Origin of the sequence: Sphingomonas sp. SORGH_AS_0789 (assembly GCF_031453055.1) — a bacterium.
Taxonomy (GTDB): domain Bacteria; phylum Pseudomonadota; class Alphaproteobacteria; order Sphingomonadales; family Sphingomonadaceae; genus Sphingomonas.
In genome coordinates this window covers 3,495,799-3,510,138 of sequence record NZ_JAVIYV010000001.1, presented here as the reverse complement: position 1 = coordinate 3,510,138, position 14,340 = coordinate 3,495,799, and the positions used below count along the sequence as shown (strand labels likewise).

Sequence of the window (14,340 nt, the reverse complement as noted above, 5' to 3'; positions counted from 1 at the left end):
GCGAATATCGCGCGATCGCTTGAAGAAGCGAGGCGCGGAGGATGACGTGCGGCGGCTCGTCGCACGCGGAGAGGAAGCAGATGGCATCGATATTTTCGCGTCGTCAGACGCTCGGCTTCATCACGACCCTGCCCATGCTGTCCGCCTGTGGCGGATCGGGCGACGGGGGAGGGGGCAGCGCCTCGGCCGCCGGACTCGCTCCGGCCCCGACGCCGACCCCCAGCCCGACCCAAAGCCCCGCCCCGGCGGCGGTCGGCGGCCGTCCGCGTTATCATATCGCCGCGCCCGATGGCGGCTGGATCAACGATCCGCAGCGCCCGGTGCGGATCGGCGACAGCTGGACGATGTGGGCGCTCTACAATCCCACATGGCCGAATGGCGGCACCGAATGGCGCCGCTGGACCTCGACCGATCTCGTCACCTGGACCGATCGCGGCGTGTCGATTCCACGTCGGACGACGGCGTTCGGCGATGTATGGAGCGGCAGCGCGGTGATCGACACCGACGACACCGCCGGTTTCGGGGCGGGCACGCTGATCGCGCTGGCGACCATGCCCGCCGACAATGCCGCCGGACAGAACCAGTCGACCGCGCTGTGGTATTCGCGCGACGGCGGGGCGAGCTTCGCCTTCCACGCGATCGTCCATCCCAATTTTCCGGGCAATAAGCCGTTCCGCGACCCGACCGTGTTCTGGCATGCACCCACGTCGCGTTGGGTCATGACCTTGTCGGAAGAGGGCAAGATCGGGTTCTACACCTCTCCCGACCTGAAACAGTGGAGCTATGCCAGCGGCTTTGTCTCCACCTTGGTCGGCGGGGTGATGGAATGTTCGCACCTCTTCCCGCTGCACCTCTACGATGCGAACGGGGCCACGGGCGTCGACAAATGGGTGTTGCTGGTCGGCGGCGACGGGACGGGCGGCGGCTTTACCGGCGGCAGCTATTATTGGGTGGGCAGCTTTGACGGGACCGGCTTTACCGCCGACAGCGCGACCGGCCGCTGGCTCGACGGCGGGGCCGATTATTATGCCGCCATGGTGTGGCAGGATCCGCGAGCGGCCGATCCGCGTGCCGCGGCGTGGACGATGGGCTGGATGAACAATTGGGCCTATGCCAATCAACTGCCCGCCACCGCCGGCTATCGCGGACAGTTGAGCATCGTCCGCCAGATCCGACTGCAGCGAAACTTCGACGGCACGCCCAGCCTGCGCATGACGCCGATCGCAGCCCAGAATAATGCGTTCCAGAGCGTGATGCTCGGGACGGATCAGACTATCGCCGAGGGACGCGACTATGTCTGGCCCGCCGATGCCGGAATGATCGCCGAGCGGATCGACTTGACGCTCACGCGCGTCGGTGCCGAATGGCCGGGCGGGGTATGGCTGTCGGTGCGCGGCGGCCAAGGTTACTTCACTCAGATCGGCTTCGAACTGAACAAAAGCCATGTATTTGTGAAACGGGACACCAGTGGTCCTTACCCGCCCGACCATGGTGCATGGCGCGAGACTCGCAGCGTACGGTGCGAAGCCGCTGGCGGAAAGGTGACGGTCAGCATCTTCCTCGATGCCGGTTCGATCGAGGTGTTCATCAACGACGGTGACAGCGTTCTTTCCGAACTCATCAATGCGCCAGGGAATGCGACCAGCTTGAACCTCAACGCAAGCGGTGGTTTGGTTCGAGTATCCGAGGTTCGGGTTCTCGGGGGGGCCTAGGGCGGATCGACATTCAGCATTGCTTCTTCTTCCCCTCTCCCCTGGACAGGGGAGAGGGTTAGCGAAGCTTACCAGCCTGCTGGCTAGCGCAGCTTGGGTGAGGGGGTGAGCGAACCCAGAGGCTCGCGCGCTCGCGGAGCGAGCGCCCACCCCTCACCCAGCTCGGACTAAGCCTTTGCTTTCGCAAAGACCAAGTCTGCGCAACCCTCTCCCCTCTGCGAGGGGCGAGGGAAGGAAAGGCATCGATGAATGTCGATCGGCCCTAGAATTCCGCGACCTTGCCCCAGGCGGAGTCGCGAAAGCGGTTTGGATGATAGGGTTTGGGGTCGACGATGGGTGCGGCGCCGCTGACGATATCGGCGATCAGATGGCCAGCCCCAGGCCCGATGCCGAAGCCATGCCCGCTAAAGCCCGCCGCCAGGATCAGGCCGGGCAGTTCGTCTACTTCGCCGATGCCGGGCACGCCGTCTGGGGTGCTGTCGACATAGCCCGCCCAGGCCCCGGTCACGACGCGTTCCGACAGGCGCGGCATCAGCGCGAGCGCGCGGGCATGGGTGCGCGCGACGGCCGCGCGGTCGGGCTTGGGATCGAGGATCCGCGTCGCCTCCATCGGTGTCGGCCGGTCGAGCCGCCAGCGCACGAGCCGCTCATGGCCCGACCGTACGCCCTCCAACCCGCCGGGCGACAGCTTGCGCCAGCGACGCAGGAACATCGGCAGGAACTGGGTCGAAAAGCGCAGGAATTGCGGGGTAGGATCGACCTTGCCGCTGCCACTGATCGACAGCGTATAGCCGCCATCGCCGCGCCGGGTCATGGAGATATACTCGCTGTGCATCGCGGCCGGGAAGATGTCATCGCCCGGCCCGACCGCCATGACCGTCTGGCGGATCGTGGCCTGCGGAAAGCGGATGCCATATTGATTGCAGAAGGACGAAGCCCAGGCGCCCGCCGAAAGCACCGCGATGCGGGTGCGGATCGTACCCCGTTCGGTGACCACGGCGGAAAGGCGCCCGCCTTCGGTTTCCAGCCCACGCACCGCGCAATTCTGATGCACCGTTCCACCCAGCGCCATCAGCGCGCGGGCGGCGGCGGGCGCGGTCCGCGACGGATCGGCGGTGCCGTCGGTCGGGGAGAAGACGCCACCCTTCCACGGCTTGTTGCTGAACCGCCCGCGCTCGCTGGCCTCGGCCGACGAGAGCATATGGGTGGTGACTCCCGCCGTCCGGGCGAAATCGCGCCAGCGTGCCCAGCCCTCGATCTCGGCTTCATTGTCGCTGAGATAGAGCAACCCACAACGGCTGAACCCGGTTGCCTCGCCGGTGTCGGCCGCGAATTGTTCCCACAGGTCGAGCGACTTGGTTGCCATAGGCAGTTCGCGCGCATCGCGGTTCTGCTGGCGGCACCAGCCCCAGTTGCGGCTTGATTGCTCGCCACCGACGCGGCCCTTTTCGACCAGCGCGACCTTCATTCCGCGCTTTGCCAGATAATAGGCGGTGAAGCAGCCGACGATACCGCCGCCGATCACGACGACATCGGCCATGTCGGGCAGGGCGGGGCTTGAATCTACAAGGGTCAACGGTGCGGGCATTCCGGGGCTCCAACGGGTCCGGGGAAGGGGGCTGGCTTAGAAATATTTCAGCCAAACAAGGTCCTTGCGGCGCTTCTTCAGGTTCGAGAACCAGCGCGTCGGGAAGTAGAGCGGCACGATCAGCGCGATCCACATCAGCCAGATCCACGGGATAGACGGAAAGCCGAAGACCGTTTCGTGATTGATGCCCCAGATCGCGACCGCGCCCAGGTACATCATGCGCAGGACATACAGGTGGAGGAGATAGAAGAACATGGGCGCACCACCGAACACCGCCAGCCAGCCGATCACCCGCGTGTCGTCCACCCGGTCGAACAGCGCCAGCAGAAGCGACCCGACGCCCAGCGTCGCCATCACGTACAGCAGCGAGGGCGGATATTTGGTCAGCGCCAGGAAGCTCATGACGGTGCGGATCGGCGAGCCGGACACCACGAACCAGGGGGCGTCGCCATAGATGTTGAGCGCCCGCAACGCGACGAACCCGACCAGCATCAGCACGCCGGTCTGCGCCAGCCGCCGCTGCCGTGCCAGGGCGTCGGGACCGACGAACCACGGTCCGATCCCCCAGCCCAGGCAGATCACGCCGATCCACGGCAGCAGCGGATAGCTGAACCGAACCGGGAGGCCGCCGAAGCTCACCGTCCCGCGATCGTGCAGAAACGCCCAGACGGTGTGGAACATGCTCCCCTCGGGCACGGTGATCGGGCTCAGCAGATTATGTCCGGCGACGATGGCCAATCCAATCGCGACGATGGCGGCGTGCGGCAGGCGGATCAGCAGCGAGAGCACGATCATGCTCAACCCGATCGCCCAAATGACCTGAAGATACAGGATCGTCGGCGGAAATTCGGCACGCCAAACGAAATTGACGACGGTCAGTTCGAGCAGGACGAGCAACGCACCGCGCTTGAACAGGAATGCGCTCGTCTCTGCACGGCTGTGCTTCCGGCCATAGAGATAGGCACCCAGTCCGGTCAGCGCGACGAAGATCGGCGCGCACAGGGTGCTGGTCATGCGGCTGAAGAAGGATGCGGGCGCGACGGTCAGCGCGTCGACCGGGTCGCCGATCGGCACCCATAGCAGGAACGCCTCGCGGACATGGTCGAGCAGCATCAGCACCATGACGAAACCGCGCAGCGCGTCGATGCCGACCAATCGCGCGCCCGTCCGCGCTAGGCTGTTGAAAGACTGGGGCCGGGACACGGTCCCATCGGGTGCAAGGCCCGCTGTCGTGATGCTTGCCATGGTGATGCTCTCCACAGGAGAAGGGAAAACTCAGTCGCGCGTCAGCAGCGCGACGGCGTCGATTTCGACCAAATGGCCGTGATGCAGTTCGGAAACGGGCACGGCGTCTCCACAGTGGCCAGCGTCTCGGTGACGGGTGGCGGAACCGGTGTGGGCGCGTCGGCCAGGATCATCCTGGTTTCCATGCCGCGCTCAGGCCAGGATCGCCTTGGTTTCGAGATATTCCTCGAAGCCATGCACCCCATATTCGCGGCCGTTGCCCGACTGTTTGTAGCCGCCAAAGGGCGCATGCGCGGTCCAGGCGGGGTAGTTGATATGGACCTGTCCGGATCGGATGCGCCGAGCGATGGCCCTGGCGCGGACCGGGTCGGTCGACTGGACATGCGCTCCCAAGCCGTAAACCGTGTCGTTGGCGATCGCCACCGCCTCATCCTCACTTTCGTAAGGCATGATGCACAGCACCGGGCCGAAAATCTCCTCGCGGGCGATGCGCATGTCGCGGGTGACGCCCGAGAAGATCGTCGGCTGCACGTAGAAACCCCGGTCGAGCCCGGCGGGGCGGCCGGGGCCACCCGCGATCAACCGCGCGCCGTCCGCCTGGCCGGCCGCGATCATGTCCAGCACACGGGCGTATTGCGCGGCATTGGCGATGGGGCCCATGGTCGTCGCCGTGTCATCGGGCGGGCCTACGCGCCATTCGGCGGCCGCACTCGCCGCCAGAAGCTCGACCTCGGCCAGCCGCGCGGCGGGGACCAACATTCTGGTCGGCGCGCTGCACGACTGGCCGACATTACGCATTCCGGCCATCACGCCACGCGGAACGGCCTGCGCGAAGTCGGCGTCGGGCAGCAGGATATTGGGTGACTTGCCACCCAATTCCTGCACGACGCGCTTCACGCTTACCGCCGCCGCCTGTGCGACCAGCACCCCCGCGCGGGTCGAGCCGGTGATCGATATCATCGCAACGTCGGGATGCGCCGCCAGTGCCGCGCCAACGGCCTCACCGGTTCCACCGATCAGATTGAAAACACCCGCAGGCGTACCTGCATCATGCATCACGTCTGCAAACAACAGCGCGCTATAGGGTGATAATTCGCTGGGCTTCAGGACGACCGTACATCCGGCGGCGATAGCGGGCGCGACCTTGGCCGTAATCTGGTAGAGCGGCCAGTTCCAAGGCGTGATGAGCGCGCAGACGCCGATCGCTTCCTTGCACAAGGTGAAACCCGCCGCTGGCCGCTCGAAGCGATAGTCCGCCAGTACCTCCATCTGAGCGCGGACATGCGCGATGGCGAAGGGCACATGCGACGCGCGGGCAAATCCGATGGCGGCCCCCATTTCGGTCGCAATCGCCTGGGCAAAGGTCTCGGCGCGTTCTTCCAGCAGAGCCGCGATCCGGCCAAGCAGGGCGATGCGTTCCGCGACCGGACTGACCGCAAATGCAGGAAAGGCGCGGGCGGCGGCGGCGACCGCCCGGTCGACATCGGCGGCAGACCCTGCTGCGATGGTGCCGATCAGGCTCTCGGTCGCCGGGTCGGTGACGGGAATTGCGGGTGCGGGCGTCGCCGGCTCGCACCATGCGCCATCGAGATAGAATTGTCCCGCTCTGTCGTTCGTCATGTCCCACCCGTCCCGGCCCTACCGCGTTTCCCTGAGCGCAGGCGCTCCCGACGCGATAAGGTCTGACCGGAGTGTAGCGGCGACCGGTCGGCAGACGCTTCCGAAAATCGGGGGGCAAACGGCATTCCCGCAGTGTCCGTCCGCCACGAGCAGCGATTTACCCCGTGGGATGCGCGCCAGCAGGCTATCCGCCACCGGAAATGCGCAGCATATTATGCTGTGACGTTATCAAGGTTGCTTGTCGTGCCGCATCGGCGCGGCTGCAACGAGCGATTCTGCCGCACGCCGGCCGCTATCACCGTGTTCGGCAATTCACATCAGCAAAGGGGGCCGACCATGCTTCGTCCAAAATATATCACCTTCGATTGTTATGGCACGCTGATCTATTTCGAGATGGCTCCGATCGCGCGGCGCCTCTACGCTGATCGGATCGCGGCGGCCGATATGGGCCGGTTCTGCGACGACTTTTCCGCCTATCGCCTCGACGAGGTGCTGGGTGCGTGGAAGCCCTATCGCGACGTCGTGGAAGGATCGCTGCGCCGCACCTGCGCGAAGTGGGGCATCGAATATCGCGATAGCGACACGGCCGACGTCTATGCCGCCGTCCCGACCTGGGGGCCGCACCCGGACGTGGTCGAGCCGCTGAAGCGCGTCGCGGCGGAATATCCGCTGGTCATCCTGTCCAACTCGATGGTCGATCTCATCCCGCAGAACGTCCGCAACCTTGAGGCGCCGTTCCACGCGGTCTATACCGCCGAGGAGGCCCAGGCCTACAAACCCCGGATGCAGGCGTTCGAGTATATGTTCGATCAACTGGGCTGCGGGCCGGAGGATGTGCTGCACGTTTCCTCCAGCTTCCGGTACGACCTGATGACCGCCTATGACATGGGTATTACGAACAAGGCCTTCGTCAATCGCGGGCACGAACCGCTGAACAGCTATTATCAGGTGCACGAGATTCCGAGCATCGCGGGCCTGCCGGGACTGGTGGGGCTGTGAGCGTGGCGACCGATGTCCGGTCGTTCATAGATCTGCGCGCCTTTGCCGCATCGGCCGAAGCGCCCGCCACGGGGGACTATCGCACCGCACGCACCGCGCTGCCGCTGGTCGAGGGGCCGTGCCAGCTCGACCTGCTCGCCCTCGATGGCGGGGCGGGGTCGGAGGCGGGCCTGCCCGGCGACGAGTTCGTCATCGTGCTGGCGGGTTCGATACGGTTGGGGCCGGTGGTGCTGGAGGCGGATGGCTGTGCGGTGATTCCCAGCGGCGTGGCCTTTGACTGGGAAGCGGCGCCCGGCACGCGCGCGCTTGCGATGCGCTATGCGACCGACACGCCCGCCGCCGACCGCATCGTGCCGATCGACGAGAGCGCCGAGCTGACGCCTTCCAATCCGCCGCTCGCCGAGCTGCTGGTCGGGCCGACGCCGTCGTGCCGCAACCATACCGATTATCGGTCGAGCGATGGCGTATTCGTCTGCGGCACCTGGGACTCGACGCCCTATCACCGCACCGCGATGCGCTATCGCCATCACGAGCTGATGCACCTGCTTGAAGGGAGCGTGACGTTCGAGGACGAGACGGGGACCAGCCGCACCTTCACCAAGGGCGACATCTTCCTGCTGGAACATGCTGCGCAATGTCTGTGGGACAGCCGGGAGCATGTGAAAAAGGTCTATGCAATCTGGCGGCCGATGGTCGCCTGATCGCTTTCCGGGGCGATGCCGAAGACGGTATCGCCCCGCTTGCCCGCTCAGGGCGTCGCGAGAAGGTCGAGCGACTGGTGGCAGAATATCTGCCGATCCCCCTCCAGCAGGCGCGGCGGCATCGTATCGACGCAGGAGGCATTCGCGCGGATGCAGCGCGGGTGGAAGCTGCATCCGGTTGCCGACATCCGCGCGCCCGCCGCCCCGGCTTGTCGGGCCGGTGTCTCCTCCAGCCAGCCCGGCCGCAATTCGGGGACCGAAGCGGTCAGCAACCGCGTATAGGGATGGTGGGGCCCGTGACCCAGGCCATCGCGCGTCACCTGCTCGGCGACACGACCGGCATAGAGGACCAGCACGTCATCGGCGATCGCCCGCACGATCTCGAGATCGTGGGTGATGAACATATAGGCGAGCCCGAGTTCGCGGCGCAGCTCGACAAGCAGGTCGAGCACGGCTTCCGCGATGACCGGGTCGAGCGCCGAGGTCACTTCGTCGCACAGTAGCAGGTCGGGGCGTGCCGCCAGCGCGCGGGCGAGATTGGCCCGCTGCTTCTGCCCACCCGACAGTTCGCCGGGCAACCGGTCGGCGAGCGACGCGGGCAGGCGGACAAGGTCGAGCAGTCGCGCCACCTCCGCCTTGGCCGATCGTCGGTCCAGCCCATGATAGAAGGCGAGCGGCCGGGCAATGGCAGCACCGATGCTGACCGATGGGTTGAGTGCGGTGTCGGCGCTCTGGAAAACCATCTGCACCCGGCGAAGCTCGTCGCGCGACCGGTGCCGGACCAGCGGTGCGAGAGGATGGCCGTTCAGCAGGATGCGGCCCGCCGAGGGCGCGTGCAGCCCTGCCGCCACCCGCGCGAGTGTGCTCTTGCCACAGCCGGATTCGCCGATGACGCCCAGCACCTGGCCACGCCGGATCGAGACATCGATCCCGTCGAGGATTTTGGTCCGAGGCGCGCCGTCCGGCCCCGTCCCCCCATAACCCGCGACGATCCCCCACATATCGAGCAGCGGCGCTTCGTCGGTCGGTGGCGGGACGATGCGGGCTCGGGGCGCGGCGGCCGCGACCAGGGCCTGCGCATAGCTGTGGCGCGGGGCGAACAGGATCTGCCGGGTCGTTCCCAGTTCCTGCACCTCGCCGCCGCGCAGTACCGCGATGCGGTCGGCGATCTGGGCGACGACCGAAAGGTCATGGGTGACATAGACGGCGGTGGTTCCCAGATCTCGCACCGCGTCCTTGAACGCCTTCAGCACCTCGATCTGGGTCGTGACGTCGAGCGCGGTGGTCGGTTCGTCGAAGATGACGAGGGCAGGGTCGGTGATCAGCGCCATCGCCGCCATCAGCCGCTGGAGCTGCCCGCCCGATACCTGATGCGGATAGCGTGCGCCGACGCCATCGGGGTCGGGGAGCGCCAGGCGGCGAAACAGAGCCTTGGCCTTTTCCTCGGCGGCGGCGCGGTCGAGCGTACCGTGGATCAGCGCGGGCTCGATCACCTGCGCCATGATGGTTAGCGACGGGTTGAATGCGGCGGCGGCGCTCTGTGCCACATAGGCGACGGTGCGGCCACGCACCTGACGCAGCTGTTCGGGCGTTGCGCCATCGAGCCGGTGGCCAGCCACCTCGATCACGCCGCCCGCGATCCGGCAGCCGGGACGCGCATAGCCGAGCAGCGACAGGGCGATGGTCGTCTTGCCCGACCCCGACTCCCCGATCAGGGCCAGCACCTCGCCCTTCGTGATCGACAGGCTGACATCGGGTACGATCACGATCTCGCGTCCGTCTTCGCCGACGGCGGTGATGCGCAGATGGTCGATGCGGGCAAGCGGCACGTCGGTCATCGCCGCCGCCGTCCGGGAAGGGAGTCGATCACCAGGTTCATTCCTATCGTAAGGGAAGCGATCGCCACCGCCGGGAACAGCACGGCGGGCGCGCCGAAGCCCAGCCCGGCGATATTCTCGCGAACCAGCGCGCCCAGGTCCGCCTGGGGCGGCTGGACACCCAGGCCCAGAAAGGACAGGCCACTGAGCAGCAGGACGATGAACACGAAGCGCAGGCCAAAATCGGCGGCGAGGGGGCCGGTGACGTTGGGCAGCACCTCCCGCACGACGATATAGGGCAGACGTTCGCCGCGGGCGCGGGCGGCGGCGACGAAATCCAGCGCCATGACGCCCACCGCCAGCGCGCGGGCGGTGCGGAAGGCACCGGGGGTATAGATGATCGCCAGCGTGCCGATCAGCACGGGTATCGAAGCGCCCGTCGCCGCGATCACCACCAGCGCCAGCATCAGGCTGGGGATGGCGATAATGATGTCGAAGGTTCGCGACAGGGCCATGTCGATCCAACCGCCAGCCGCGGCGGCCAGGCCGAGCAGGATGCCCGACATCGCTGCTATAGTCGTCGCGACAAAAGCGATGAGGACGGTATATCGCGCGCCGTACAGCACCCGGCTGAGCATATCGCGACCCAGATAGTCGGTGCCCAGCGGGAAGCGGCGGCTGACCCCGTCGAACACGTCGAGATGCACGACCTCGCCCACGCCATGGGGCGCGATGCCGGGGCCGAGCAGCGCGACGAGGATCCATGCCGATACGAGGGCCAGGCCGATCCGGCCGCTGGTCGTGAACCTCCTCATCGGTGACGCAGCCGGGGATTGGCCAGGATCGTGACCACATCGGCGGTCGTCACCAGGATCAGATAGGCGGTGCAGAAGATGATGGCGACCGCCTGGACCAGCGGCAGGTCGCGGGTGGCGACCGCATCGACCATCAGTCGCGCGATGCCGGGATAGTTGAAGATGATCTCGACCACGATGACGCCCCCCAGCAAGGTCGACAGGCTGAGCGCGATCGCATTGGCGATCGGCCCGATGGCATTGGGCAAGGCATGGCGCAGTACCACGCGGGCCGGTGAGCAGCCCTTCAGCCGCGCCGCCTCGCAATAGGACGTGTCGAGCGCGTCGATCACCGCCGCGCGGGTCATGCGGACCATCTGCGCCATGACGAAACAGGCAAGGCTGAATACCGGCAGCGCGAAGACCCGGACCAAGTCCCAGATCGAATGAACGTCGCGAGTGGAGGTCAGGGCGGGGAGCCAGCGCAGCGTTACCGCGAAAAGCATGACCGCCAGCGTCGCGATCAGGAATTCCGGTACGGACACGATGCCGATCGTCGCGATACTGATAGCCCGGTCGAATGCGGTACCCCGCCTGACCGCAGCCATGATGCCCAGCGCCAGGGCCAGCGGTACCGACACCAGTGCGGTCAGCCCGGCCAGCGTCAGCGAATTGACCAATCGCGCCCCGATCATCTCGCGCATCGGCAGGCCGGTGATCAGGGAATGGCCCAGGTCGCCGGTCAATACGCCGCCCGCCCATTCCAGATATCGTCGCCAGGCGCGCTGGTCGAGATGCATGGCCTGGCGCAGGCCCGCCAGCGCCTCGGGCGTAGCGCTCTGGCCCAGTATCGCCTCGGCCACATCGCCCTCCATCAGCTGCGCGATGGCGAACACCGCCAGCGACACGAATATCAGCGTCGCCAGCGCCGCAGCCACCCGGCGGCCGATCAGCACCATGAGGGGAGAGTGGATCATGCGCCCTCCATCCATGCGTCGGCGGCAAAGTCGAAACCCATCAATCCCCCCTGCGGCATGGGTCGCAGGCCCTTCACCCTCGGGTTGTGTGCATCGAGCGAGCTGAGGAACAGCGGAATGCCGATGCCCGCCTGGTCATGGACCAGATGCTGCATCTCGCCATAGAGCGACTTGCGGCGCGCCTCGTCCGTCTCGCCGCGCGCGGCCCGAAGCAGGCTGTCGAAACGCGTGTTCTTCCACCCGCTCTCGTTCCACGGCGCGTCGGAGGCAAAGAACTGGGTGAAGATGATATCCGCCGTCGGGCGGGCGTTGACGTTGCCGAAGCCCAACGGGACCTTCATCCAGCTGTTCGTCCAGTAACCATCGGATGGCACGCGCCGGATATCGAACCGGACCCCTGCGCGTCGCCCGGCATTCTGGATCAGCACGGCCATGTCGTCCGACTTGTCCGCCGCCGTCGAGGTGACGATGGGCAGGCGTGCGCCGATCATCCCGGCTCGCGCGAAATGATGGCGGGCCCGGTCCGGGTCGAAGGCGCGCTGCGGCACGCTGGGGTCGAAATAGGGATTGGTCGGCGCGATCGGCTGATCGTTGCCGATCGTCGCATAGCCGCGGAAAATGGCATTGCGCATCGTCTCGCGGTCCAGCAGCAGCTTCAGGCCTGCCACAAAATCCGGATGGCTGGTCGGCCCCCGGTCCAGCCGGGCGATCAGGTTGGTATAGCCGCCGGACCTGGTCACCAGCAGGTCGAAGCCCGCATGCTCCAGATGATGGGCGATACGCGGATTGATCGCGTGGATCAGGTCGACGTCGCCTGACAGCAGCGCATTGATCCGCGCGCTGTCGTCCGAAATGGAGAAGAGTTCGATCTCGCCCAGCCGCACCTTGCGCCGCCAATAGTCGGGCCAGCGCACCGCGAGCGAGCGCACGCCGGGTGCGAACTCGACCATGCGCATCGGTCCGGTGCCGACCGGATGGCGGAAGTCGCGGGTACCGTCGCGGACGATCTGGAATTGCGATATGCCCAGGATCGTCGGCAGGTCGGAATTGGCGCTTTCCAGGACAAGGCGGACATGATCCGGCCCATCGGCACGGACCGATGCGAATTGCTGGGCAAAGATTCGCGCCTTCGACCCCACCGCCGGGTCGAGATGGCGGTTCAGCGAGTAGACGACATCCGCGGCGGTGAGTGGCGATCCGTCGTGGAAACGCACGCCACGCCGCAACCGGATCGACCAGTCGCGCGAATCCTGGCTCTCTATCGCCTCGGCCAGCGCGAATTGGGGACGGGACCGTGCGTCCAGCCGGGTCAGCCCGTCATAGACCATCGCGCAGCGGCAGAAGTCGGACACCACCGTCTGGCGCGCCGGGTCCATCGTGTCGGCGGTCGAACTGACCGCGACCGCCACCCGCAATCGCCCGCCCGCTGGTTCGGGACGCGCGGGCGTAAAGCCACATGCGCCCAGGCCCAGCGACAGGCCGCTGCCGCCGATCAGGCGGATTGCGTCGCGCCGCCCGATCAATGCCGCCAGTCCTGATACCGGTAATAGGCCCCGACCAGCGGAAGGAACCAGGGCGGTCCGAAATGCCCCGGGACGGCTGGCCAGTCGATGCCGTGGAAGGGATTGGCCTCGGCGGGGCTGGCCCCGGTCATGATCCGCGCCATCACCTCGCCCATCAGCACCGAAATCTGCGTGCCATGGCCGCTATAGCCCATCGCATAATGCACCCCGTCCCGAACTCCGGCGCGCGGCAGGCGGTCGGCGGTCAGGTCGACGATCCCGCCCCAATTATGGGCGATGCGGACCCCCGCCAATCCCGGAAAGATCTCGCGCATCCGCGCCGCGAGGATCGCTCCGCTGCGCAGGTCGTTGCGCGGGGTCGAGAGCGCGAAGCGGGCGCGGCCGCCGAAGATCAGCCGGTTGTCGGCGGTCAGGCGGAAATAATTGCCGATGTTGCGTGTCGTCGTCCCATTGCGCCGCCCCGGCATGATCGTGTCGGCCAGATCCCCGAGCGGATCGGTTGCGACGATGAAGCTGCCGATCGGCACGATCCGCCGCCGCAGCCAGCGGAACGGCCCGGTCATCGATGCGCCCGTCGCCAGCAGGACGTCATCCGCAATGATCGTACCGCGCGGCGTGACCAGCTTGTGCCGTCCACCCGGCACCCGCGACAGCTCGGTCAGCGGCGTATTCTCATATAGCCTGGCACCGTGGCGGGTCGCGGCGCGCGCCAGTCCCGCGGCGAAGCGGCCCATATGGAGGGAGGCGCTGCGCGGGAAGACCAGCCCGCCATGGAAGGCATCGGAGCGGATTTCCCCGGCCAGCTGGTTGCGGTCGAGCAGGCGGATGTCCGGCTCTACCGTCTGCGCCAGCAGCTCGGCGGAGCGGGCGAGCTTGACGGCATGGTCGGGCTTGTCGGCCAGTTTCAGCTTGCCGTTGCGGGTGAAGTCGCAGGCAATGGCTTCCGCCTTCACGATCGCCTCCACCCGGTCGACCCCGGCGTCGAAGGCGCGATAGAGGTCGGTGGCGCGCTGACGCCCGAAGCGCGCGCTGAGCGCGGCGAAGTCGCCCGCAATGCCGTTGTTGCACTGGCCGCCATTGCGGCCCGATGCTTCGCTCGCGATACGCCCTGCCTCGATCAGGATCACCTGCGTCCCTGCCATCGCCAGTTGGCGGGCGGCCGAAAGGCCGGTGAACCCGCCTCCGACGACCACGACCGTCGCCCGGGCGGGGAGCGGTGGCACCCCATCCTGCGCAAAGCGTTCGCCGCTATCCAACCAATAGGATTCCAGCATCATCGTGCGGTTTCGCGTCCCCCCGGTGCCGGGCCGCCCGACGCAGCTCCGACGCGGCATAGTCTGCTACGCTGCGTCGGCATGGTATCA

12 protein-coding genes are annotated in these 14,340 nt (G+C 66.7%); 3 read left to right on the top strand and 9 right to left on the bottom strand.

Annotated elements, in window-relative coordinates; translation table 11 throughout:
- Positions 1-80: 80 nt before the first annotated feature.
- The gene (locus tag QE360_RS15910; RefSeq protein WP_309703100.1) at positions 81-1,712 is read left to right on the top strand and encodes a glycoside hydrolase family 32 protein; all 1,632 of its coding nucleotides are present in this window, start codon (positions 81-83) and stop codon (positions 1,710-1,712) included.
- A 262-nt stretch (positions 1,713-1,974) separates the two neighbouring features.
- On the opposite strand, the gene QE360_RS15905 is transcribed toward QE360_RS15910, so the two are convergent.
- Genes QE360_RS15905 through QE360_RS15890 form a run of 4 tightly spaced genes read right to left on the bottom strand, consistent with a single transcriptional unit; the run spans position 1,975 to position 6,165 of the window.
- A complete protein-coding gene (locus tag QE360_RS15905) occupies positions 1,975-3,300 on the bottom strand; it encodes an FAD-binding oxidoreductase (protein WP_309703098.1) in 1,326 nt (441 codons plus the stop codon).
- A 36-nt stretch (positions 3,301-3,336) separates the two neighbouring features.
- Positions 3,337-4,545: a heparan-alpha-glucosaminide N-acetyltransferase domain-containing protein gene (locus tag QE360_RS15900; RefSeq protein ID WP_309703096.1), complete on the bottom strand. Its 1,209-nt coding sequence runs from the start codon at positions 4,543-4,545 to the stop codon at positions 3,337-3,339.
- 41 nt (positions 4,546-4,586) lie between these two features.
- Positions 4,587-4,718 (bottom strand): hypothetical protein, encoded by a 132-nt coding sequence (locus QE360_RS15895; RefSeq protein ID WP_309703094.1) that lies wholly within the window; start codon positions 4,716-4,718, stop codon positions 4,587-4,589.
- Positions 4,719-4,737: 19 nt separating this feature from the next.
- Positions 4,738-6,165, bottom strand: coding sequence for an aldehyde dehydrogenase family protein (locus tag QE360_RS15890; RefSeq protein ID WP_309703092.1), 1,428 nt, complete (start codon positions 6,163-6,165; stop codon positions 4,738-4,740).
- A 336-nt stretch (positions 6,166-6,501) separates the two neighbouring features.
- Here QE360_RS15890 and QE360_RS15885 point away from each other — a divergent pair, with 336 nt between their 5' ends.
- Both QE360_RS15885 and QE360_RS15880 read left to right on the top strand, forming a co-directional pair.
- The gene (locus tag QE360_RS15885) at positions 6,502-7,164 is read left to right on the top strand and encodes a haloacid dehalogenase type II (protein WP_309703090.1); all 663 of its coding nucleotides are present in this window, start codon (positions 6,502-6,504) and stop codon (positions 7,162-7,164) included.
- Between the two features lie 2 nt (positions 7,165-7,166).
- Positions 7,167-7,865: a cupin domain-containing protein gene (locus QE360_RS15880; RefSeq protein WP_309703088.1), complete on the top strand. Its 699-nt coding sequence runs from the start codon at positions 7,167-7,169 to the stop codon at positions 7,863-7,865.
- Between the two features lie 47 nt (positions 7,866-7,912).
- Here the strand turns inward: QE360_RS15880 and QE360_RS15875 are convergent, their stop codons facing one another.
- The 5 genes from QE360_RS15875 to QE360_RS15855 are packed head-to-tail and all read right to left on the bottom strand — an operon-like array spanning position 7,913 to position 14,253.
- Positions 7,913-9,703 (bottom strand): ABC transporter ATP-binding protein, encoded by a 1,791-nt coding sequence (locus tag QE360_RS15875; protein ID WP_309703086.1) that lies wholly within the window; start codon positions 9,701-9,703, stop codon positions 7,913-7,915.
- Positions 9,700-10,497 (bottom strand): ABC transporter permease, encoded by a 798-nt coding sequence (locus tag QE360_RS15870; RefSeq protein WP_309703084.1) that lies wholly within the window; start codon positions 10,495-10,497, stop codon positions 9,700-9,702. The genes QE360_RS15875 and QE360_RS15870 overlap by 4 nt, the downstream gene beginning before the upstream one ends.
- Positions 10,494-11,453, bottom strand: a complete 960-nt coding sequence (locus QE360_RS15865) for an ABC transporter permease (RefSeq protein ID WP_309703082.1) — start codon at positions 11,451-11,453, stop codon at positions 10,494-10,496. Before QE360_RS15865 ends, QE360_RS15870 begins: the two co-directional genes overlap by 4 nt.
- Positions 11,450-12,976 (bottom strand): ABC transporter substrate-binding protein, encoded by a 1,527-nt coding sequence (locus tag QE360_RS15860; RefSeq protein ID WP_309703081.1) that lies wholly within the window; start codon positions 12,974-12,976, stop codon positions 11,450-11,452. Before QE360_RS15860 ends, QE360_RS15865 begins: the two co-directional genes overlap by 4 nt.
- Positions 12,973-14,253, bottom strand: coding sequence for an FAD-binding oxidoreductase (locus tag QE360_RS15855; RefSeq protein ID WP_309703080.1), 1,281 nt, complete (start codon positions 14,251-14,253; stop codon positions 12,973-12,975). The genes QE360_RS15860 and QE360_RS15855 overlap by 4 nt, the downstream gene beginning before the upstream one ends.
- Between the last annotated feature and the right edge of the window lie 87 nt (positions 14,254-14,340).

Excerpts from the sequence above, each read along its gene's own strand:
- QE360_RS15910 (WP_309703100.1), top strand. The coding sequence starts at position 81 with ATGGCATCGATATTTTCGCGTCGTCAGACGCTCGGCTTCATCACGACC.
- QE360_RS15905 (WP_309703098.1), bottom strand. The coding sequence starts at position 3,300 with ATGCCCGCACCGTTGACCCTTGTAGATTCAAGCCCCGCCCTGCCCGAC.
- QE360_RS15900 (WP_309703096.1), bottom strand. The coding sequence starts at position 4,545 with ATGGCAAGCATCACGACAGCGGGCCTTGCACCCGATGGGACCGTGTCC.
- QE360_RS15895 (WP_309703094.1), bottom strand. The coding sequence starts at position 4,718 with ATGATCCTGGCCGACGCGCCCACACCGGTTCCGCCACCCGTCACCGAG.
- QE360_RS15890 (WP_309703092.1), bottom strand. The coding sequence starts at position 6,165 with ATGACGAACGACAGAGCGGGACAATTCTATCTCGATGGCGCATGGTGC.
- QE360_RS15885 (WP_309703090.1), top strand. The coding sequence starts at position 6,502 with ATGCTTCGTCCAAAATATATCACCTTCGATTGTTATGGCACGCTGATC.
- QE360_RS15875 (WP_309703086.1), bottom strand. The coding sequence starts at position 9,703 with ATGACCGACGTGCCGCTTGCCCGCATCGACCATCTGCGCATCACCGCC.
- QE360_RS15870 (WP_309703084.1), bottom strand. The coding sequence starts at position 10,497 with ATGAGGAGGTTCACGACCAGCGGCCGGATCGGCCTGGCCCTCGTATCG.
- QE360_RS15865 (WP_309703082.1), bottom strand. The coding sequence starts at position 11,453 with ATGATCCACTCTCCCCTCATGGTGCTGATCGGCCGCCGGGTGGCTGCG.
- QE360_RS15855 (WP_309703080.1), bottom strand. The coding sequence starts at position 14,253 with ATGATGCTGGAATCCTATTGGTTGGATAGCGGCGAACGCTTTGCGCAG.